The sequence below is a fragment of the Nocardia sp. IBHARD005 genome, from assembly GCF_052814245.1.
In genome coordinates, this window is record NZ_CP199935.1 from 2,970,763 (window position 1) to 2,992,370 (window position 21,608).

General features: G+C 67.4%; 19 protein-coding genes. 14 read left to right on the forward strand and 5 right to left on the reverse strand.

What is annotated here, in order from left to right:
• Nucleotides 1-24 precede the first annotated feature (24 nt).
• From nirB to ACTWPB_RS13925, 7 genes are all read left to right on the forward strand, one after another.
• On the forward strand, nucleotides 25-2,577 hold the full coding sequence (gene nirB / locus ACTWPB_RS13895) for a nitrite reductase large subunit NirB (protein ID WP_446226047.1): 2,553 nt from the start codon (nucleotides 25-27) through the stop codon (nucleotides 2,575-2,577).
• Between the two features lie 63 nt (nucleotides 2,578-2,640).
• Complete coding sequence (nirD, locus tag ACTWPB_RS13900) at nucleotides 2,641-3,021, forward strand: nitrite reductase small subunit NirD (RefSeq protein ID WP_446226048.1); 381 nt, start codon at nucleotides 2,641-2,643, stop codon at nucleotides 3,019-3,021.
• Nucleotides 3,018-4,262, forward strand: coding sequence for a uroporphyrinogen-III synthase (locus ACTWPB_RS13905; protein WP_446226049.1), 1,245 nt, complete (start codon nucleotides 3,018-3,020; stop codon nucleotides 4,260-4,262). The genes nirD and ACTWPB_RS13905 overlap by 4 nt, the downstream gene beginning before the upstream one ends.
• Nucleotides 4,259-4,993, forward strand: coding sequence for a sirohydrochlorin chelatase (locus tag ACTWPB_RS13910; protein ID WP_446226050.1), 735 nt, complete (start codon nucleotides 4,259-4,261; stop codon nucleotides 4,991-4,993). Before ACTWPB_RS13905 ends, ACTWPB_RS13910 begins: the two co-directional genes overlap by 4 nt.
• Before the next feature lie 801 nt (nucleotides 4,994-5,794).
• Entirely contained in the window at nucleotides 5,795-6,307 is a 513-nt protein-coding gene (locus ACTWPB_RS13915) for a hypothetical protein (RefSeq protein ID WP_446226051.1), read from the forward strand.
• A gap of 223 nt (nucleotides 6,308-6,530) precedes the next feature.
• Entirely contained in the window at nucleotides 6,531-6,863 is a 333-nt protein-coding gene (locus ACTWPB_RS13920; protein WP_446226052.1) for a TfoX/Sxy family protein, read from the forward strand.
• A gap of 80 nt (nucleotides 6,864-6,943) precedes the next feature.
• Nucleotides 6,944-7,396, forward strand: a complete 453-nt coding sequence (locus tag ACTWPB_RS13925) for a VOC family protein (RefSeq protein ID WP_446226053.1) — start codon at nucleotides 6,944-6,946, stop codon at nucleotides 7,394-7,396.
• A 55-nt stretch (nucleotides 7,397-7,451) separates the two neighbouring features.
• Here the strand turns inward: ACTWPB_RS13925 and ACTWPB_RS13930 are convergent, their stop codons facing one another.
• Nucleotides 7,452-7,877 carry a hypothetical protein gene (locus ACTWPB_RS13930; protein ID WP_446226054.1) on the reverse strand — a complete coding sequence of 142 codons (426 nt, stop codon included), beginning with the start codon at nucleotides 7,875-7,877 and terminating at the stop codon, nucleotides 7,452-7,454.
• A gap of 176 nt (nucleotides 7,878-8,053) precedes the next feature.
• Between ACTWPB_RS13930 and ACTWPB_RS13935 the strand changes: the two genes are divergently transcribed.
• Both ACTWPB_RS13935 and ACTWPB_RS13940 read left to right on the forward strand, forming a co-directional pair.
• Complete coding sequence (locus ACTWPB_RS13935) at nucleotides 8,054-8,275, forward strand: hypothetical protein (RefSeq protein WP_446226055.1); 222 nt, start codon at nucleotides 8,054-8,056, stop codon at nucleotides 8,273-8,275.
• Between the two features lie 271 nt (nucleotides 8,276-8,546).
• Nucleotides 8,547-11,018, forward strand: a complete 2,472-nt coding sequence (locus ACTWPB_RS13940) for a LuxR C-terminal-related transcriptional regulator (RefSeq protein WP_446226056.1) — start codon at nucleotides 8,547-8,549, stop codon at nucleotides 11,016-11,018.
• Between the two features lie 2 nt (nucleotides 11,019-11,020).
• On the opposite strand, the gene ACTWPB_RS13945 is transcribed toward ACTWPB_RS13940, so the two are convergent.
• The gene (locus ACTWPB_RS13945; RefSeq protein ID WP_446226057.1) at nucleotides 11,021-11,638 is read right to left on the reverse strand and encodes a TetR/AcrR family transcriptional regulator; all 618 of its coding nucleotides are present in this window, start codon (nucleotides 11,636-11,638) and stop codon (nucleotides 11,021-11,023) included.
• A gap of 116 nt (nucleotides 11,639-11,754) precedes the next feature.
• Between ACTWPB_RS13945 and ACTWPB_RS13950 the strand changes: the two genes are divergently transcribed.
• The 5 genes from ACTWPB_RS13950 to ACTWPB_RS13970 all read left to right on the forward strand — a co-directional run bounded on the left by ACTWPB_RS13950 (nucleotide 11,755) and on the right by ACTWPB_RS13970 (nucleotide 18,287).
• Nucleotides 11,755-13,128, forward strand: a complete 1,374-nt coding sequence (locus ACTWPB_RS13950) for a flavin-containing monooxygenase (RefSeq protein ID WP_446226058.1) — start codon at nucleotides 11,755-11,757, stop codon at nucleotides 13,126-13,128.
• Complete coding sequence (locus tag ACTWPB_RS13955; RefSeq protein ID WP_446226059.1) at nucleotides 13,125-14,273, forward strand: serine hydrolase domain-containing protein; 1,149 nt, start codon at nucleotides 13,125-13,127, stop codon at nucleotides 14,271-14,273. Before ACTWPB_RS13950 ends, ACTWPB_RS13955 begins: the two co-directional genes overlap by 4 nt.
• A 50-nt stretch (nucleotides 14,274-14,323) precedes the next feature.
• Nucleotides 14,324-15,976 carry a class I adenylate-forming enzyme family protein gene (locus ACTWPB_RS13960; protein ID WP_446226341.1) on the forward strand — a complete coding sequence of 551 codons (1,653 nt, stop codon included), beginning with the start codon at nucleotides 14,324-14,326 and terminating at the stop codon, nucleotides 15,974-15,976.
• A gap of 11 nt (nucleotides 15,977-15,987) precedes the next feature.
• Nucleotides 15,988-17,727: an N-acyl-D-amino-acid deacylase family protein gene (locus ACTWPB_RS13965; protein WP_446226060.1), complete on the forward strand. Its 1,740-nt coding sequence runs from the start codon at nucleotides 15,988-15,990 to the stop codon at nucleotides 17,725-17,727.
• A 200-nt stretch (nucleotides 17,728-17,927) separates the two neighbouring features.
• Entirely contained in the window at nucleotides 17,928-18,287 is a 360-nt protein-coding gene (locus ACTWPB_RS13970) for a hypothetical protein (protein ID WP_446226061.1), read from the forward strand.
• A 200-nt stretch (nucleotides 18,288-18,487) separates the two neighbouring features.
• Here the strand turns inward: ACTWPB_RS13970 and narI are convergent, their stop codons facing one another.
• From narI to narH, 3 genes are read right to left on the reverse strand one after another with little or no spacing between them, the layout of a single operon-like run.
• Nucleotides 18,488-19,243, reverse strand: a complete 756-nt coding sequence (gene narI, locus ACTWPB_RS13975; RefSeq protein ID WP_446226062.1) for a respiratory nitrate reductase subunit gamma — start codon at nucleotides 19,241-19,243, stop codon at nucleotides 18,488-18,490.
• Nucleotides 19,240-19,920, reverse strand: coding sequence for a nitrate reductase molybdenum cofactor assembly chaperone (narJ, locus tag ACTWPB_RS13980; protein ID WP_446226063.1), 681 nt, complete (start codon nucleotides 19,918-19,920; stop codon nucleotides 19,240-19,242). Before narJ ends, narI begins: the two co-directional genes overlap by 4 nt.
• Entirely contained in the window at nucleotides 19,917-21,608 is a 1,692-nt protein-coding gene (gene narH / locus ACTWPB_RS13985; RefSeq protein ID WP_446226064.1) for a nitrate reductase subunit beta, read from the reverse strand. Before narH ends, narJ begins: the two co-directional genes overlap by 4 nt.

The following is a 21,608-nucleotide window of genomic DNA, read 5'->3' on the forward strand; positions in this document are numbered from 1 at the left end:
ACCACTACCAAGGAGGTCACTCTCATGAACAGCAGCACTCGCAAGACAGTGGTCGTGGTCGGCCACGGCATGGTCGGACACCGCTTCGTCGAAGCCCTTCGCTCGCGCGACGAGGCAGGCCAATGGCAGGTCATCATCCTGTCGGAGGAGAAGCTGCCCGCCTACGACCGGGTCGGCCTGTCCTACTACGTCGGTAGCTGGAACGCCGATGACCTGGCGCTGCCCGGCAACATGTACCACGGCGACGAGCTGGTCGACCTGCGGCTCGGCCAGCGCGGTGAGTCCATCGACCGCGAAGCCAAGACCGTCACCAGCTCCAACGGCGAGGTAATCGCCTACGACGCGCTGGTCCTGGCCACCGGTTCCTACCCGTTCGTGCCGCCGGTGCCCGGCCACGACCTGCCCGAGTGCTTCGTCTACCGCACGATCGAGGACCTTGACGGCATCCGTGCCGCCGCCGAAGCCGCCGGTCCTGGCGCGCACGGTGTGGTCGTCGGTGGTGGTCTGCTCGGTCTGGAAGCGGCCAACGCGCTGCGCCTGATGGGGATGACCCCGCACGTTGTCGAGTTCGCTCCCCGGCTGATGCCCGCCCAGGTCGACGCCGGTGGTGGCGCGATCCTGGAGAAGCTGGTCTCCGACATCGGTCTCAATGTGCACACCGGGGTTGGCACCGCCTCGATCGTCTCGATCGAGGAGGAGGGCGCCAACAACGTCACCCTGCACCTGTCCGACGAGTCCGAGATCCACGCCTCGCTGGTCGTGTTCTCCGCCGGTATCCGCCCGCACGACGCGCTGGCTAAGGAAGCGGGCCTCGACATCGGCGCGCGCGGCGGCGTCCTGACCAATGTGAGCCTGCAGACCTCCGACCCCAACGTCTACGCGATCGGTGAGTGCGCCGCGATCGAGGGCGTTTGCTACGGCCTGGTCGCGCCCGGTTACACCACCGCCGAGATCGTCGCCGACCGCCTGCTCGGCGGCGCGGGCGAGTTCCCCGGTGCCGATATGTCCACCAAGCTGAAGCTGATGGGCGTCGACGTGGCGTCCTTCGGTGACGCGCACGGCACCACCGAAGGCGCCCTCGAGGTCGTGCTGCACGACGCGGCCAAGGGCACCTACGCCAAGCTGGTCGTCTCCGATGACGCCCAGACCCTGCTCGGCGGCATCCTGGTCGGCGACGCCAGCCAGTACGCGGCCCTTCGCCCGCTGGTCGGGCGCCCGCTGCCCGCCGACGCCGCCGCGCTGATCTCCCCGGCCGGCGCCGAGCTCGGTGCCGACGCGCTGCCCGACGACGCCCAGATCTGCTCGTGCAACAACGTCAGCAAGGGCGACATCTGCGGCGCGATCGCCGAGGGTGCCTGCGACATCCCGGCCGTCAAGAGCTGCACCAACGCGGGTACCTCCTGCGGTGGCTGTGTGCCGATGATCAAGAAGCTGCTGGAACAGTCCGGCGTGGCAGTGTCGAAGTCGCTGTGTGAGCACTTCACCCAGTCGCGTGCCGAGCTGTACGACGTGGTCGCCGTCACCGGCATCCGTACCTTCTCCGAACTGATCGCCAAGCACGGCAAGGGCTCGGGCTGCGATATCTGCAAGCCGACCGTCGCCTCGATCCTGGCCTCGACCTCGAGCGAGCACATCCTCGAGGGCGAGCAGGCCGCGCTGCAGGACACCAACGACCACTTCCTGGCCAACCTGCAGAAGAACGGCACCTACTCGGTCGTCCCGCGGATGCCCGGTGGTGAGGTCACCGCCGACCAGCTGATCGTGATCGGCGAGGTCGCCAAGGAGTTCGGTCTCTACGTCAAGGTCACCGGTGGTCAGCGCATCGACCTGTTCGGCGCCCGCGTGGAGCAGCTGCCGCTGATCTGGAAGCGCCTGGTCGACGTCGGCATGGAGTCCGGCCACGCCTACGGCAAGTCGCTGCGCACCGTGAAGAGCTGCGTCGGGTCCACCTGGTGCCGCTACGGCCAGCAGGACTCGGTCGGCATGGCGGTGCTGCTGGAGAAGCGCTACCGCGGTTTGCGTTCGCCGCATAAGATCAAGCTGGCCGTGTCCGGGTGCGCCCGCGAGTGCGCCGAGGCACGCGGCAAGGACGTCGGAGTGATCGCCACCGAGCACGGGTGGAACCTCTACGTCGGTGGCAACGGTGGGTTGACACCCAAGCACGCCGTCCTGCTCGCCGGTGAGCTCGACGACGAGACACTGATCTCCTACATCGACCGCTACCTGATGTTCTACATCCGCACCGCCGACCGCCTGCAGCGCACCGCGCCGTGGCAGGAGGCCCTCGAAGGCGGCTTCGACTACCTCAAGGCCGTCGTCTGTGACGACAGCCTCGGCATCGCCGGCGACCTCGAGGCCGCCATGGCCAAGCACGTCGAGGGCTACAAGGACGAGTGGGCGGCCGTGCTCGAGGACGAGAACAAGCTCTCGCGCTTCGTCTCCTTCGTCAACGCCCCTGACGAAGCCGACCCGACGATTTCGTTCGACGACAGCGGAGAACGCAAGGTGCCAGTGCTCCTCGGTCTTCCCGGCATGCCCGTCGGTGTTGGTTCGGACACAGCACCGGCCGGGAAATAAGCACTTAACGCTGCGGAAACAGGGCGCCTGTACCAATAGGTAAGGCGTTCGGAGGAGGAACCGATGACCGTGATCGACACAGCCACCATCACCACTGAGACCGCGACCTGGACCCAGGCTTGCCGGCTCGATTTCCTGATCCCGGGGCGCGGCGTTGCTGTCCTGCTCAAGGGCGGCCGTCAGGCGGCTCTGTTCCTACTCACCGACGGCACGCTCGCCGCCGTCGGCAATATCGACCCGTTCGGCCGGGCCGCGGTGATGTCGCGCGGCATCATCGGTGATCGCGGCGGTGTTCCCGTCGTCGCGTCACCGCTGCTCAAGCAGGCATTCTCGTTGATCGACGGCCGCTGTCTCGACGACGAGTCCCAGTCCCTGCCGGTGTACGCGGTCCAACTCGACGGCGGCGTCGTCGCCGTCTCCAACGAGCCGGTGCAGACCCCATGACCTCTCCCACCGACACTGGCCCTTGCCTTGCAGGCTTCACGATCGGCGTCACCGCGGCTCGCCGCGCGGAGGAATTCAGTACTCTGCTCACCCGTCGGGGTGCGACCGTCACGTCCGCCCCTGCCATCCGCATCATTCCGCTGGCCGATGACACCGAACTCGAACGTGTCACCGAACTGCTGATCGCCGATCCGCCGCAGATCACCGTCGCCACCACCGGCATCGGTTTCCGCGGCTGGATGGAAGCGGCCGAGGGCTGGGGTCTGGCCGAGGTCCTGCGCGACACCCTCGCCTCGACCCGGATGCTGGCCCGCGGCCCCAAGGCCAAGGGCGCGATCCGCGCGGCCGAACTGCGTGAGGAATGGTCGCCTGCCTCGGAGTCTTCGGCCGAGGTGCTCGATCATCTGCTCGCCGAGGGTGTCGAAGGCGTCCGCATCGCGGTGCAGCTGCACGGCGCGACCACCGAATGGGAGCCGGTTCCCGACTTCTGCGAGGTGCTGCGCTGCGCGGGTGCCGACGTGGTTCCGGTGCCGGTGTACCGGTGGGAACCGCCGGCCGATCGTGGGCCGATGGACACCATGATCGATGCGATCATCTCCGGCAACCTGGACTGCGTCACCTTCACCAGCGCGCCCGCCGTGGCGTCGATGTTGATGCGCGCCAAGGAAACCGGGCTCTTGGAGTCGGTGCTGCACGCGTTCCGTGGCCGGGTGCTCGCCGCCTGTGTCGGCCCGATCACCGCGGCTCCGCTGGAAGAACTCGGCGTGTCGACGACGATGCCGGGCCGGGCCAGGTTGGGTGCGCTGGCTCGCCATGTGGCAGAAGAACTTCCGCGCCGCGCCAGCCGGATCTACGCGGCCGGTCATCTGATCAGCGTGCGTGGTGGCTGCGTGGTCGTCGACGGTGAGGTGCGTCAGCTGGCGCCCGCTCCGATGGCGTTGATGCGCTCGCTGGCTCGTCAGCCCGGTCGGGTGGTTTCGCGTGAGGACCTGCTGGCCGCGCTGCCGGGTGGCGGCGACGACACGCATGCTGTGGAGACCGCGATCGCGCGCCTGCGGGCTGGTCTCGGTACTCCCAAGGCGATTCAGACCGTGGTCAAGCGTGGGTACCGGCTGGCATTGGACGCGGCCGACTGCTCCGATACTCCTCCCGCACGGGCGGCTGTCGCGCCACCGCACGCCGCGGGGATCGGGACGCCCGCTCGGTCGCCCCGGCCCGCCCAAGCGATCGGGGTGTGGTGAGCGCCGCGCAGCCGGGTGATCCGGCTCTGGTGCTGGTCGCGCACGGGACTCGCAGTGCGCGCGGGGTGGAAATGATCGCCGCGCTTGCCGATGCGGTGGCCGCCGAGCTCGGCGTCGCGGTGTCCTCGGCGCCGAATACCGCGCTGCGGACCGCTTTCGTCGACGTGCTCGGGCCCTCGCCTTCGGAGGTTCTGCGCGATCTCGACGGGCCCGCCGTGGTGGTTCCGGCGTTTCTCGCTTCGGGTTATCACGTGTATCAAGACGTTCCGCGTGAAGTCGCCGAGAGCGGACATTGCGCGGTCGCGGTGACGGCGGCGATGGGGCCGGATCCGGCGTTGACCAGGATCATGGCGGTGCGGTTGCGGGCTGCCGGGTGGCAGCCCGGTGACGCGGTTGTCTTCGCGGCCGCCGGTTCTTCGGATTCGCGTGCGCGACAGGATGTTCGGCGGGCCGCGGGGATGCTCGCCGAGCAACTGGGTGCGCCGGTGAAGATCGCCTACGTGGCGACCGGGACGCCTCGGGTGCCCGAAGTTGTTGCCTCGCTTCGTGATTCCGGTGCATCGCGGGTGTTCATCGCTTCCTATCTGTTGGCGCACGGTCTTTTTCATCAACGGTTGCATGATGCCGGCGCTGATGGGGTGGCTGAGCCGATCGGTGTGCATCCCGGGGTTGTTCGGTTGATTGTTGATCGGTATCGGAGTGCTGCTCGGGAGCTGGTTAGCGTTCGCTGATGACGGGGTTTGGTAGTCCCAGGCAGGTTTGACGCTGTGTTTATTGGCGCGCTGGCGCGCGCGTGTCCGCGGCCCTGAGGGCCGCCGGTTAGCGCTCGAGACTAGAGCCTTCGGCTCAGCGCTTTCGAGCGCTAACCGGCGGCCCGGCCGCGGACCGGCCACTTCGTGGCCGCCGCTCCCCAGGGGTCGCGGGTGCGGGGTGGGGAGTGCGGTCATGGCGGTCTTGGGGTGGACGGTGTGGTTGGGAGTGCGGTAGGGCGGCGGAGCTTGGTGGTGGGGTGTGGTTGGGAGTGCGGTAGGGCGGCGGAGCTTGGTGGTGGGGTGTGGCTGGTTGTCCGGTGGGCCTGGATTTGGGCGTGGGTTGTGTGGCTGGTTGTCCGGTGGGCCTGGATTTGGGCGTGGGTTGTGTGGCTGGTTGTCCGGTGGGCCTGGACTTGGGCGTGGGTTGTGTGGCTGGTGTGTGGGCGTGCTGTATTGGGTGTGCGGTGAGGCTGGGTTGTTGAAGGTGGGCGGGGTGGTGCGATGTGACAGCGGGGATCGTGGGGGCTTGCGGGTTAGGGTTGTGTGTTTCGAATGAAGGGGAGTTCGGTGTCAGATTCGTCCGCAGGTCAGGGGTATCCGTCGCAGGATGACGGGTTGACGGCGTATCCGGATGAGGCGGCATCGCGGGGGACTGTGAATCCAGTGAATCCGCAGGGCTATGCGCCGGTTCCGCAGGGGCCGGTTCCGGTGTTTGCGCAGGCGCCGCGGCCGTATGGGCCGGGGCATCCGTATTCGGTGCCGCCAGGGGTTTATCCGCCGGTGGATTCTTCGCCGCGGGTGCTGCCGCAGAGTGTGCAGATCGCGTTCTTCGTGATGCTGGCCGGCGCGGTGGTCACGCTGCTCAGCATGGCCTACTCGCTCACCATGCTCGACGAAGCTCGTAGCGATGCGCTCGACGCCTCGGGTGGGATGTTGCGGGGGGACAGCCTCGACCTTCTCGTGTACGCGAGTGTCGGTGGGGCCGTCGTGAGTTCGCTGGTGACGGCGGGGCTGTGGGTGTGGATGGCCTTGGTCTGCCGGGCGGGCAAGAACTGGGGGCGGATCACGGGGACGGTGTTCTTCGGGCTCAACGCGCTGTTCTATGTCTTCGGCACGGTGATGGCGTTCGTCACCTCGACCGTCGGTATTGCGCTGGTGTTCAGCACGGTCACGCTGGCTATCGGGCTGGCCGCGGTGATCCTGTTGTGGAACGGCCGGTCCGGTCCCTACTTCGCGCCGCGGACGCCACCGGGCTACCAGCCCTACCCCGGCTATCCGCCGATCACGCCGTAGTCGAAGTTCGCGCGATAGACCCTCGGGGAAACGCCGAGCCGGCGAACCCTGTACCGGCGCATCGACTCCGCCGACCCGATCCCGCTGTGCCGCGCGACCTTCTCGGCCGGTAACGAGGTCTATTCCAGCAGTTCTCTGGCTCAGTGGAGGCGCTGACTCAGGTCGTCGCCGCCGCTCGCGGCGTCTGAGGCTTCTTGTCGGTGGCTCGGCGCACACTGGGTCCATGGCATACGACGAGGAACTCGCCGAGCGGATCCGGGAGATCGTCTACCCCCGGCCCGACCTCGCCGAGAAGAAGATGTTCGGCGGCCTCGCCTTCCTGATCGGCGGCAATATGGCCGTGGCCGCCAGCGGGAAGGGTGGGCTGCTGGTGCGGGTCGACCGCGCCGAAGGCGATGCCTTGCTCGACGGGTCGGCGATCACACCGATGGTGATGGGCGGGCGCGAGCTCAACGGCTGGCTGCTGGTGGCCCCCGAAGCGGTCGACGACGACATCGACCTGCGGGAATGGGTCGAACGCGGGGTGCGGTTCGCCGCGACTTTGCCGCGAAAATAAAAGTTCGGTGGATGTGTCGAAGGGAAGTGATCGGCTCCGACCAGTGGGTGAAGCAAGCCACTTACCCGAAGGAGCACATCATGTCCGTCAATACTTTCCTCTGGTTCGATGCCGACGCCGAAGCAGCGGCCGAACTCTATGCCGCGACCGTCCCGAACTCGCGCATCGTCGAGGTCACCCGCCAGGGTGACGGCTCGGCGTTCATCATCACCCTCGACCTCGACGGTCAGACCGTCACCTTGATGAACGGCGGCCCCGGTCACCCGCACAGCGATGCCGCGTCGCTGCAGGTGATCGTGGATACCCAGGACGAGATCGACAGCCTCTGGGACGCGCTGTCACAGGGCGGCGGAACCCCCGGCCCGTGCGGCTGGGTCACCGACCGGTTCGGGGTGTCCTGGCAGGTCGTCCCGGCAGTGCTGCCCAAGCTCATGGGTGGTGAGGCCGACCGCGTCATCGCCGTCGGCACGGCGCTGCGCTCGATGTCCAAGCTCGACATCGCCGCCCTGCAACACGCCTACGACCAGGCCTGAACGCGCAACGGCCGCCGCGGGGAGAGGTTCGCGGCGGCCGTGGCGTGCGGGTGGGCTAGCCGGCCGAGCCCGACAGCAGCCCACCCAGGTCAGCGGAACCGGTACTCCCACCACCGGGCGTGGTCGGCTTCGGCGCGACGGTGACGGTGACGGTCTTGGAGCTGATCAGCTCCTGCACCGCCTTGATCTCGTGCGCGCCGGTGGTCTTCGGCGTCCAGGTGATGGTGGCCTTGCCGTTCGACACCGAGACCGGCTCGCCGATCTGGGTGCCGTTGTCGGTGAAGGTCACCTTGAACAGGAACGAGGTGGCCGTGACATCGGCGGTGACGGTGTAGGCGGTATCGACATAGTGGGTGCTGCCGCTCACCGCGATCCCCTGCACGAGCGCCGATGCCTGCGGTGCTGCCAGCACGGCCGCCGCGGCCACTGCGGTGAAGGCCGTAAGTCCGAAACCGGCACGCCGCGCATGGTAGATCTTCATGATGTTCTCCTGTTCGCGCTGATGATGAGCGCGACATTAGCCAGCGGATCCGGCCCGTGTCCCGAAAACTGAAATAACAATGTTTAAAATGTGGGGACCGGTTGCGTCGCAGGTGACAAGCGAATTCACCCGGAGCGGATGAGGCAACCGCGGCAACCGGCCGCGACACTGGAATCATGTCGACGTCGGGTCCGCTGCGCTATCAGTTCGTCATCGAGGGCGAGCTGTCCGAGCGTGTCCTCGCGGCTTTTCCCGAGCTGCGCCCCAGCTCGCATTCGCCCACCGGGACGACCACCCTCTTCGGCCTCGTCGCCGACAGCACGGCCATGCGCGGGGTGATGGCCCGCATCGACACCCTCGGCCTCACGCTGCTGAGCATGTCCCGGTTGCCCGACTGAGCGTTCGCCGACGAGTCGAGCTCGATCTGATAACGAGCGCCCCTACTTCACCTCGCCAGCAACCGGACAGCCGCCGTTTCGCCTACCGTCGATCTCGGCGGAGGTCGGCCGCCGTGCGGTAAATGTCGTGTTCAGGAGGGTGAATATGGCTTCGTCGTCGGGTTCTCGTGACTGTCACGGTGGCGGCTCCGTAGTAGCTGTGGCCGGTCCGTGCGCCGGTCGCCCTGAGCTGTCTTTCGCGCCGGTTCGCTGCAACGAGGCATTCGCGCGCTTGGATCGGGCACAGGCCGCCACCGGGCACACAGTGCTGCTGTGCGGACCGGCGGGCAGCGGCAAGACCGTCGTACTGGTCGACTGGGTGCGCCGCAGGTGCTCGGCACGCGTCGCGTGGCTGACCGTCGCCGAACAACGCGGCACCGACCTGCTGGCCGAGATCGCCCGAACCCTCGATCCCACGCCGGACTTCGTGCCGACCGGCGTGCTGCACACGCCGGTGGATCGCGCCGCGGACCTCATCGCCGCTCTGGTCGATGTCGAGCCGACAGTGCTGGTGATCGACAACGCCCACCTGCTCACCGACCCACTGCAGCTCGCAGGCCTCGAATACCTGCTCACCCACCTGCCGGACCAGGTCACCGCGTTGATCGCGAGCCGCTTCGACCCGCCGCTGCGCTGGCACACCCTCGACCTGGCGGGCAGGCTCACCCGGATCGGCTCGCCCGAACTCGCACTCTCCCCGGACCGGGTCGCCCAACTGCTCGCCCAGCACGGCTGCCGGCTCGACGACGCCGAGCTCGCCGTGGTCCAGAACCTGACCCGTGGCTGGGCCGCACTGGTCCGCATCGCGGCGATCTGCCTGTCGGCCGACGGGACCGACCGCGACACCGCCCTCACCGCACTGGCCCGCCCCTCGCACGCGGTCGCCGACTTCCTGGTCGCCGAACTGCTCGCCTCGCTACCGGCCCCCACGCTCGAATTCTTGCTCGCCACAGCGGTTCCCACGCGATTCTGCCTGCCGATGGCCGAAGATCTGGTCGGTGACGACGCCGCCCGCATCCTCGACGAACTGCTGCGCGCCAACTTCCCCTTGCACACCGTCGCCCACGCGGGCGAGCTCTGGCACACCTACCACCCGCTCCTGCGGGCCTACCTGCTCGCCGAGGCGGCGTACACCAGGCCCGATCGCCTGCCCGGCTGTCATCGCCGGGTGGCGGCCTGGTTCATCGCGGCCGCGATGCCGGGACCAGCGCTCGAGCACATCGCGGCCGAGCCGGGTGCGCCCGGTCTGGTGCCCTTCCTGCGCGACTGGGGACTGCGCATGGTTCTGGAGGGTACGGGCCACACTCTGCTCGCCGCCGTCGAGAACTTCGCCGAGCACGACACTTTCGTTCGCCTGCTGCGCGCGGCGGTCGCGGTGGAGTCGGGCGATATCGCCGCCGCCGAGGTCTATCTCGAGGCCGCGCACGTCGGCCCCGAATCGGCGGCGCCGGTGGTGCCGGCCGAGTGGGTGGCCGCCCTCGATCATGCTGTGAGTGCGGGAGTCGCTGTCCTGGTGGGTGATTCGTCCTCGATGCGCTGGCCGTTGCCGCCGGCGACCGGACAGCCCGACCTCGACTGCTACACCGCGCTGCACTGCGGGATCGCCGAGATCTACGGCGGCGAGATCGACAGTGGCGCGGCGTCTGTGCGCTACGCGATCGTGCACTCCGAGCAGGCCGGTCTGGGTCGCGTCGCGGTCCGCGCGAGAACCGCGACGGCCGTGGCGGCCGGGATCGCGGGCCGGATCGGCGAGCTACGCGCGCTGGCGGACCAGGCGATCGAGTGCGCGCGACGCTACGAACTGGCCGGTTCGGCCGATGCCTGCGCGGCCAGGGTGCTCGCTGCCTACGGCGCCTACCAGCAGGGCGTGGATTTCGAGCGGCCGCTGCCGAGCCTGCCTTTTGTCGCGGCCGACGAGACCGTGGTACCCGCGCCGGTGCGTCAGGCAGCGATCATGACCGGGGTGCTGATGTTCGCCGACGCCGCGGATCGCTCGGCCGCCGCGGTCACGCTGAGCAAGCAGCTCCATCGCCTGCTCGACGAATCTCCCACGGTGCACGGCACCGGCGAGCTGGTCACCGATGTGCTGTGGCTGCTGCTGCGCGTACAAGCACGGGCAGACGCGCAGCAGTTGATCGACCACGCGACCCGGGTGCTCGGCCCGACCCCGGACCTGGCTGTCGCCGAAGCGGGGCTGGCTCTTTACGTCCATCGCCCCGCTGTCGTGCTGGCATTGCTGGAACCGCTGCTCGCGGCCTCGCGGTTGTCGTCGCGATCGCTGGTCGCGGCGTGGCTGCTGGTCGCGGTCGCCGCCGACAGCCTCGAACGTCCCCGCAAGGTCGACGACGCCTGCGAACAGGCGCTCGCGCACGCGGCTACCGAACAGCTGACCCGTCCGTTCCTCGACGTGCCCGCGGCCGCCGAACTGCTCGCCCGGATCGGCGCGCACTTCGGGCAGCACGCGGCCCTCGTCGACCGGATCCGCGCCGACCGTGGCGCCACCGCGGGCGCCCCGCAACTTACCCACACCGAACTGATTGTGCTTCGTCAACTTCCCTCCGGCATGACGGCCGGCAATATCGCCGCCGACCTGGGCGTCTCGGTGAACACCGTCAAGACGCACCTGCGCGGCATCTATCAGAAACTCGCCGTCAACGCTCGTGCCGAGGCGATCGCCCAGGCCCGCGTGCTCGGCCTGCTCTGAGCTCAGTCCGGCGCCTGCAACGCGGGGAACCAGACATCGGTGAGGACGGTGGCGGCCTTCTCGGTAGTGACCTCGATGGTGCCCTGCATGGCCCATCGGGTGAAGAACCGTTCGAGCTGGGCGACCAGTAGTTCGATCCGCAGCCTGGCCTCGTCGCGGCGCTGTTCGGGCCAGCGCGCGAGGTAGGCGGGCATGCTGTCGGCCAGCGTCATGATCCCCTCGCGCGCCAGCGCGCGGAACTCCGGCTCGAGCGCGGTGGCCTCGTCCCAGGCCGGGAGCATGTCTCTGTTGGTGAGGAACCAGTAGATCGCGCGGGTCATCCACTCCTGCATCGCGGCACGAGAGCCGGTGGTGAGCACCCGGTCCAGATCGGCGTAGAACTCCCGGACGCTGGTCAGCGTGCCTTCCTGGGCGATCGCCCGCAGCACCTCGCCCTTGCTCGCGAAGTGCAGGTAGAAGGTGGCCCGGCTGCAGCCGACGGCGGCGACGATGTCGTCGACACGAACATCGGAGTAGCCCTGTGTCTCGAACAAGCTGCGCGCGGTCTCGACGATCCTGGCCTTCGTCAGGCGCTTCTGTTCCTCGCGTAACGAGCCACGACGGGCGGGTTCGGTCGTCATCGGCCTAGCTTAGACGATCCGCCCATTCACTAGACATGATGTCCAGCGAGCCGCTATTCTGTGGTCCACGTCACTCGGCATGGTCGCAGGTGGCCGAGGCCGCTCAGGAGTTGTGCATGGATTCACGTCAATTACCCAAGGTCTGCGTCGTCGGCGCCGGACCTTCGGGTATCACCGCCGCCAAAAGGCTGGCCGAGAACGGAATTCCGTTCGACTGCTACGAGGCATCCGACGAGGTCGGTGGCAACTGGTACTTCAAGAACCCCAATGGCATGTCGGCGTGCTATCAGAGCCTGCATATCGACACCTCGAAATACCGCCTGCAATTCGAGGACTTTCCGGCGCCGGTGGATTGGCCGCACTTCCCGCACCATTCCCAATTGCTGCAGTACTTCAAGGACTATGCCGACCACTTCGGGCTGCGCGATCGGATCCGGTTCAACAGCCTGGTCACCGCCGCCGAGCGCGACGACGTGGGTCTGTGGCGGGTGAGGACAGCGACGGGTGAGACCGAGGTCTACGACGCGCTGATCGTCTGCAACGGCCACCACTGGAATCCCCGATTCCCGGACTATCCAGGCGAATTCGACGGCGTGCTCATGCACAGCCACGCCTACAACGACCCGTTCGACCCGATCGACATGCGCGGCAAACGGATCGTGGTGGTCGGCATGGGCAACTCGGGCCTCGACATCGCCTCGGAACTCTCTCAGCGCTTCCTCGCCGCGAAGCTGTTCGTGTCCGCCCGCCGGGGCGTGTGGGTGCTGCCCAAATACGTGAACGGCCGAGTGGGCGACCGGGCTTCGATGCCCGCGTGGATTCCCGACAAGATCGCGCTCGCGCTCAAGCAGCGCTTCGTGCGCAAGAACCGCGGCGAGATGTCGACCTACGGTCTGCCGACGCCCGATCACGAGCCCTTCGAGGCGCATCCGTCGGCGAGTGAGGAATTCCTGCACCGGGCAGGTTGCGGCGATGTGGAGTGCAAGCCCGCGATCACCCGATTGTCAGGCGACACTGTGTATTTCGCCGACGGCAGCAGCGAGCAGGTCGACGTGATCGTCTGCGCGACCGGCTACCACATCAGCTTCCCGTTCTTCACCGACGCCGAGCTGGTGCCCGACGCGGCCAATCGGCTCCCGCTGTTCCAGATGATGATGAAGCCCGGTGTGGACAACCTGTTCTATCTCGGTCTCGCCCAGCCGATGCCGACGCTGGTGAACTTCGCCGAACAGCAGAGCAAGCTGGTCGCCGCCTATCTGACCGGCCGCTATCACCTGCCCCCGCGCGCGCAGATCGACGAGGTGCTCAGAGCGCAGGAAGCCAAACGTATTGGGCGCTACTATGATTCGCCCCGGCACACCATCCAGACCGAATTCGAGCCGTACGTGCGCTCGATGACCAAGGAGATGGAGCGCGGGGCGAAACGTGCCGCTGCCGCGGGCAATGCACTGCCGGTGCCCGCTCGGGTCACCGCCGAGGTGGCGCGATGAGCACCTCTTCGGGCTTTTGCCGCGACGAATTCGCCGGGGTGCGTGCGGCATTCGATGAACACCTCGCCTCCGGCGCCGAACTCGGTGCCGCCCTGTGCGTCACCGTCGGCGGCGATCCGGTGCTCGACCTGTGGGGTGGTTACGCCGATCCTGAGCACACGGCGCCCTGGGGCGCCGACACCCTGGTCAACGTCTTCTCGGTCACCAAGACGATGACCGCGCTGTGCGCGCTGCTGCTGGTCGACCGGGGCGAACTCGACGTCGACCAGCGTGTCGCCCACTACTGGCCCGAATTCGCGGCGAACGGCAAGGCCGACATCGAAGTCCGCCACCTGCTCTCGCACACCTCGGGTGTCTCTGGCTGGGACAAGCCGATCGAGCTGTCCGACATCTACGACACCGATGCCGCCGCCGCCCGGCTGGCGAGGCAGGCGCCGTGGTGGCAGCCGGGCACCGCCTCGGGCTACCACGCCATCAACTACGGCCATCTCATCGGGGAACTGGTGCGCCGCATCACCGGTCGCTCGCTCGGCCGGTTCTTCGCCGACGAGCTGGCCGGGCCCTTGGGCGCGGATTTCCATATCGGTACCGGCCCCGAGCACGCCGACCGGATCGCCACTCTGATCCCGCCGGAGATGGCGGATTTCGACCTGTCGACCCTCGACCAGGACAGCGTGCTGATCAAGACGCTCACCAGTCCCTGGCTGGAGGTCTCCGACACCGCAACGCCTGCCTGGCGCGCGGCCGAGATCGGCGGCACCAACGGGCACGGCAACGCGCGTTCGGTGGCGCGCGTCCAGTCGCTGATCGCCAACGGCGGCGAGCTGAGCGGCAGGCGGTTCCTCTCACCCGCGACGATCGAGCTGATCTTCCGCGAGCAGGCCGACGGCATCGACCTGGCATTGCTCGCCCCGCTGCGCTTCGGTATCGGTTACGGGCTGCCACGGCCGCAGACCTTCCCGCATATTCCGGCCGGGCGGGTGTGCTGGTGGGCCGGGTACGGCGGCTCGATGGTGGTCAACGACCTGGATCGTCGAATCACCTTCGCCTACACCATGAATCGGATGGCCACCGGTCTGATCGGGTCCGATCGGTGTGACAGCTATCTGAAGGCCACGTTCGACGCGGTAGGAGGCGCCCGATGACCCCGGGCACCCTCCGGCGCGATCCGCATTCCCTGATGGAGAACAAGAACATGACCAACGCTGTAGACCCGCAGGAATTCGTAGCCAAGGTCGCCGCGGGCCTCACCGCCCCCGGCGCACCGTTCGAGATGACCGTCGAACCCGTTCTCGGCGTGCCGATTCCGGTTTTCGCGCAGCGCTGTGCCAGCTTGCGTGAACTGCTCGAGCACTCCCTGAAATGGGGCGAGCGCGACTACCTCGTCACCGAAGACCGCCGGATCTCCTTCGCCGAGCACGCCGCGGCCGCGGGCGCGCTGGCCACCGCGCTCGCCGCCAGGTACGGCATCGGCAAGGGTGATCGCGTCGGCATCCTCGCCGCCAACGGCCCGGACTGGGTGATCGCGTTCTGGGCCGCGCAGTGCCTTGGCGCGATCCCGGTCGGTTACAACGCCTGGTGGGCACCTCGGGAGATCGCCTACGGGCTGGAGCACACCACGCCGGCCGTGGTCATCGCGGACGCGAAAAGGGCCGCGCTGCTGGCCGAGGCGGGAACCGAGCTGCCCATCGTGACCATGGACGAGGATCTGCCCGCCCTGATCGCCGAGTTCGGTGGCGGCGCGATCCCCAGCACACCGGTCGGCGAAGACGATCCGGCCGTCATCCTCTACACCAGCGGTACCAGCGGCAGGCCCAAGGGCGTTGTCCATTCGCAGCGAAACATGGTGGCGATCAGCGACTACCACCGTTTCACCGACGCCATGCTCGCCGCGTTCATGGGTCAGGAGCCCGGCGACGCACCGAGTGAGCGCCGGTACCTGGTCACCGCGCCGCTGTTCCACATCGCCAGCCTGCACAACCTCGTCATCCCGCGGCTGCGGACCGGTGCGGCAGCGGTGTTCCCGCACGGCGGCTTCGACATCGGCCGGGTACTGAGCCTGGTCGAGCGCGAGCGGGTCACCAACTGGGCCGCGGTGCCGACCATGGCCTCGCGCCTGCTGGAACATGATGTGGCCCACCATGATCTGTCCTCGCTCACCGCGCTCTCGCTGAACTCCGCGCCGTCCTCGCCCGCGTTGCTCGCCAGCCTGCGGGCGAAGATCCCGGCCCTGCAATTCGCGCTGACCACCAGCTACGGGCTCACCGAGAGCGGCACCGCGGCGACCGTCGCCACCCCGCTCGACCTGGCCGCGGACGACGCCTCGGTCGGCCGGGCGATCATCGGGGTCGCGGTGGAGATCCGCGACCCGGAGGGTAACGCGGTCGGCGACGGTGAAGAGGGTGAGATCTGCATCCGCAGCCCCTATGTGATGCTCGGCTACTGGAACGACGACGCGGCGACCGAGGCCGCGATCGACGACCGAAGATGGCTGCGCTCAGGTGATTTCGGCACGCTGAACCAGGGCAGGCTGACCGTGTCGGGCCGCCGGACCGACCTGATCCTGCGCGGCGGCGAGAATGTTTACCCCACCGAGGTCGAGAACGTGCTCGCCGAACACCCGGCCGTCCTCGATTGCGCGGTGTTCGGTGTGAGTCATCCCGATCTCGGCCAGGAAGTGGCGGCCATCATCGTCGCCGAACCGGGCACGGTGGACCCGGAGGAACTGCGCGCCTTCGTCGCCGAACGCCTCGCCTATTTCAAGGTGCCCGCCCGCTGGCGGATCACTTCGGACGCGCTGGCGCGCAACGCGACCGGTAAAGTCGCCAGGCGCGAGCTCGCGATCTAAAGGGGTCAGAAATGTTCGACAGCATCATCAAAGGTGGCCGGTTCTTCGACGGCACCGGCGCCCCGTCCGCGGTTCGACACCTCGGTATCACCGACGGCAAGGTCGCCGAGATCTCGCAGACCCCACTCGACGAAACCGGCTGCGCCCGAGTCGTCGACGCGACCGGCAAATGGGTCATGCCCGGCATGATCGACATCCACACCCACTACGACGTGGAGGTCCTGCTCGACCCGTCGCTGTCGGAGTCGGTGCGCCACGGCGTCACCACCGTGCTGCTCGGTTCGTGTTCGCTCTCGACCGTGCACGTCGACGGTGAGACCGCGGGCGACCTGTTCGGCCGGGTCGAGGCCATCCCGCGACAATACGTGGTCGGCGCGATGAACGACGTTCAGACCTGGAGTACCGCAAGCGAATACATCGACGCGCTCGAGCAGTTGCCGCTGGGCCCCAACCTGGCCGGCTTCATCGGCCACTCCGATATCCGTGCGGCGGTGATGGGGCTCGACCGCTCCACCCGCAAGCAAGTGCGGCCGTCCAAGGCGGAGCTGGCCGAGATCGAGCGCTTGCTCGTCGACGCACTCGATGCCGGATTCGTCGGAATGTCTTCGCAGCAGCTGCTTTTCGACAAGCTCGATGGGGAGACCTGCCGTTCGCGGACGCTGCCGTCGACGTATGCCAAGGGCAAGGAACGCCACAAGCTCAACACGATCCTGCGCAAGCGTGGTCGCGCGTTGCAGGGCGGGCCCGACATCACCAATCCCAAGAGCCTGGTGTCGATGGCGGTGTCGAGCATCGGCCTGTGGCGCGATCCGCTCAAGGTGAGCCTGCTGTCGGCGGCCGACGTGAAGGCCGTGCCCGGCGCGTCCACGATGTTCCCCGCCGTCGGCAAGATCATCAACGGGCTCGACGGCAACTTCCGCTGGCAGCATCTGCCGGTGCCGTTCGAGGTGTACTCCGACGGCATCTCGCTGCCGGTGTTCGAGGAATTCGGTTCCGGCGCTGCCGCTTTGCACCTGTCCGATCACCTCGACCAGCAGCGTCACCTCATGCAGGACGAGGAGTACCGTCGCTCGTTCCGCAAGGACTACGACAACAAGTACGGCCCCCGCGCGTGGCACCGTGACTTCTTCGACGCCGATATCGTGGACTGCCCCGACGAGGCCGTCATCGGCAAGACCTTCGGTGAGGTGGGTGTCGACCGCGGCGGCCTGCACCCGGTCGACGCGTTCCTCGATCTCGTCGTCGAGCACGGCGACAAATTGCGCTGGCGCACAACCATTTCCAACCACCGCCCCGAGGTGGCCGACGTCTTGGCCGCCGACCCGTCGGTCCAGCTCGGCTTCTCCGACGCGGGCGCCCACCTGCGCAATATGGCCTTCTACAACTTCGGCCTGCGTCTGCTTCGCCGGGTCAACGACGCCGCGACCAGCGACAAGCCGTTCATGACAGTCGAGCACGCGGTACACCGCCTCACCGGCGAACTGGCCGACTGGTACGGCCTGGACACCGGCCACCTGCGCGTGGGCGATCGCGCCGACGCCGTCGTGATCGACCCCGCCCACCTCGACGACACCCTCGACGCCTACGCCGAGGATCCGATCGCTGTCTTCGGCAATCTCTCGCGCATGGTCAACCGCAACGACGAGACCGTCACCGCGGTCTTCGTCAACGGGCGTTATGTCTTCGGCGAGGGTCAGGCCGATCCGGCACTCGGCATCGAACGAGTGGGGGATTTCCTGCGCGCCGAGTAGGCCGAGTACAGCCCGTCGACCTGGTCGCGACGCAGCCGAACCTGCTCGCGGTCGGGGTCTCGGTACCGACCCGTCGCGCACGCGGAGCCCGGTGCGCGACCGGCCCGCCTCGATCTGCGACCCTCACCTGAGGACCGAGTGGTGTTCGACCCGAATCTGGTCGCCGCCCGAACACCCGCACATCAGCGAGAGGACTCGACATGTCGGACGCGAAACGGATCACCTGGGGCAAACCACGTCAGCCCACCGACGCCGACCGTGCCGCCCTCCGCGAGGACCTGCTCGCCAAGGCCCGCGCCGTGCGCGCCGACGGCTGGGCGAACTACCGCGCCGAGTGGCCCGCAGGCCAGGTCGCCGTGGTCGCCTATGTGCTGGACGACGCCGACGTCCTCGCCGACCTCGAAGAGAACGAGAGCACCGTCCTGAGCCGCTACGCCGCCGACCTCTTCGGTTTCACCGGCGGCCGCAAAGACAACGAAAACGGACTGGTCAACACCCAATCCTGGTTCGCCACAACCCGAAAAGCCCTCGCTGACCGGGATCACCAGTCGGACAGGTGATCACCAGGCCCTGGTGGTTTTCGCCTCTCGCGCGATACCTCCCTGAGGGCCTGGTGATCAACCGTCCAGGGGGCTAGGTGGTGCGGGGTACGTATTCGGTGCGGTGATGGGGATCTCTCGCTGAGTGGGCTGAAACGACGTCGGCCCGCCTGCGTGGCAGGCGGGCCGGTGAAACGGGCGATCGTGCCGCCCACCGCGAACTACCAGCGGTCGGGCGTGACCGGGGCGTCCCAGGCCTTCGCGAAGCGGGTCTTGTCCTTGGTGTCCACTTCCTTGCGGCGATACACGATGTAGGGCCGGGTCATGTAGCCGATGGGGGCGCTGAACATGTGGACCAGCCGGGTGTAGGGCCAAGCTGCTACGAGAACCAGGACGACCAGTCCGTGGAGCTGGAAGGTCCAGGGGACGCCGACCATCAGACCCGGTTCTGGGTTGATCGAGAACAGGCTGCGGAACCAGGGGGAGACGGTGGTGCGGTAGTTGTAGGTGCCCCAGAGCAGGTTGGAACCCCAGGTGTTGAGCAGGCCGGTGACCAGGGCCAAGGTCAGCAGCGTGTACATCATGATGTCGTTGCGGCTGGTGTTCTTGCGCACGGCGGGGATGGCGATCCGGCGGTAGCACAGGATGGCAACGCCGAGCACGACCATGAGCCCGGCGACGGAACCCGCGCCGACCGCGACGATGTGATAGGCGTGCTCGGAGATGCCGATCGCCGAGGTCCAGGACTCAGGGATCAGCAGACCCATCACGTGACCGAAGAACACCCCGAGCATGCCGAAGTGGAACAGCGGGCTGCCCAGTTGCAGCAGCTTGGACTCGTAGATCTGCGAGGAACGGGTGGTCCAGCCGAACTGATCGAAGCGATAGCGCCAGACATGGCCCAGCACAAAGGAAGTCGCCGCGATGTAGGGCAGGATCAGCCACAGGCCTTCGGGGAGCGGAATGGTGGCGTTCATCGGCGGCCTTCCGTGGCTTCGAAGAGGGCGGGGTCCATGGCGTACGGTTCGAGGCCGACCTCTTCCTCGGGCGGACCCTGGGCGGCGAGTTCGGCGATGCGCCTGCGGTCGGCGGTGGTCACCGGGGGCAAGGTGGTGAGGACCGCGCCGAGGACGCCGCTGTAGGGAGAGTTGTTGTCGCCCAGCGACAGTCGCAGCAGCTCCATCACCGGCACGTGCTCGCCGAGCAGGCGTTCGCCGCCGATCGGGTCGATGGTGGCGGCGAATTCCAGCAGCACCGGCAGGTGGTCGGGCAGTTCCTCGTCGCCGAGTTCCACCCCCGCCTGGCGGTAGGCGTGCTTGAACCGCAGCAGCGCCATCCCGCGTTTGCGGGTGTCGCCGAAGGCGTAGAACGTCAGGTGCAGGCTGGCGCGCCGGCGCATGTCGAAGGTTTCGACGTAGCTCTGCGCCACCTCGATCGCCGGGGTGTCACGCAGGTAGGTGAAGAGCTCGGCGAAGTGCGCCTGCACCTCGTCGGGCAATCGCGCTGCGGCTTGGGACAATTGGTCGAGCATGGCCAGGGTCTGCTCGCCGGGGTAGTCGAGCAGGAACGCGGCCAGCCGCCACACGACCAGGCGGTCGTGCTCGGCCATCTCGGTAACCGGTTGGGGCCGTTTACGAATCGACAGCAGACTCATGGCGCGACACCGCTCACCGGAGTGTCGGTGACGGCAGCGCCGTTGCTGCCGTTGCCGTTACCGGCGCCGTTGCCGGTCTCCCCGTTGCCTGTTGTCTTGCCGTTCGCGCTCGGCAGGAGGCCACTGGTGCTTCGCCCGTCCCAGTTGAGCAGGTTGATCCGGCCCGACTTCTCCTCGGGCGCGGCCTGATTGGTGTCCGAGAGCGAGAACTTCTCGACGACCTGGTCGAACGCGGTCATGCCGGGCCCGCCGTCGGTGTCGAGACTGCATCCGGTGGCCAGCGAATCCAGTTCGTGCGCTTTGGAGGTGGCGCCCATCGGGATCACATACCGGTGCTCGTACTTGGCGATGGCGAGCAGCCGGTACATGGCTTCGATCTCCTCGGGCTCGAGGCCGATCGACGGCGCGATATCGGCCTCGGGTTCCTCACCGAGGTTCACCGAACGCATGAACGCTCGCATCCCGGCCAGTCGTTGCAGCGACGAGCGCACCGGGCCGATCTCACCGGCCGTGAAGAGCTCGGCCAGGTACTCGATCGGGATGCGCAACGCGTCGATGGCGCCGAACAGGTTGCGCGCGTCCTCGCCGTCGTGGCCGGTCTCGGTGAGCACGTCCACCACCGGCGACAGCGGCGGCACGTACCAAACCATCGGCATCGTGCGGTATTCCGGGTGCAGCGGCAGCGCCAGCTGGTAGTCGACGATCAGCTTGTAGACCGGCGAATCCTGGGCGGCCTGAATCCATTCCGGGGAGATCCCGGCCTTCTCGGCCTCGGCGATCACCCGCGGGTCGTGCGGGTTGAGGAACACGCCGAGCTGGGAGGTGTACAGATCCTGCGGATCGGTGACCTGAGCCGCTTCGAGCACCGCGTCGGCGTCGTAGAGCATCACGCCGATGTAGCGCAGCCGCCCGACACAGGTTTCCGAGCACACGGTCGGAATGCCGACTTCCACTCGCGGGTAGCAGAAAGTACATTTCTCCGCTTTGCCCGTCTTGTGGTTGAAGTAGATCTTCTTGTACGGGCAGCCGGTGATGCACTGCCGCCAACCACGGCATTTGTCCTGGTCGACGAGCACGATGCCGTCTTCCTCGCGCTTGTAGATCGCACCCGAAGGGCACGACGCGGCGCAGGAGGGGTTGAGGCAGTGCTCGCAGATGCGCGGCAGGTAGAACATGAAGGTCTCTTCGAACTCCAGTTTCACCTTGGTCTCGAGCTTGCCGAGCATGGGGTCTTTGCCGACCTGCTCGGGACCCGAACCCAGGTCGTCGTCCCAGTTCGCGCCCCAGGTGACCTTGGTGTCCTCACCGGTGATCAGCGACTTGGGCCGCGCGACCGGGGTGGTGTCCATGGGCGGCGACGACAGCAGGTTGTCGTAGTCGTAGCTCCACGGCTCGTAGTAGTCGGCGACCGTGGGCAGGTCGGGGTTGGCGAAGATGTTCATCAGGCGCTTGAAACGCGAACCCGACTTCAGGGTCAGCTTGCCGCGCTTGTTGAGCGTCCAGCCACCCTTCCACTTCTCCTGGTCCTCGTACTGACGCGGATAACCCTGTCCCGGACGGGTTTCCACATTGTTGAACCAGACGTACTCCGTACCGCCACGGTTGGTCCAGGCCTGCTTGCAGGTGACCGAGCAGGTGTGGCAGCCGATGCACTTGTCGAGGTTCATGACCATCGCAAGTTGAGCCAT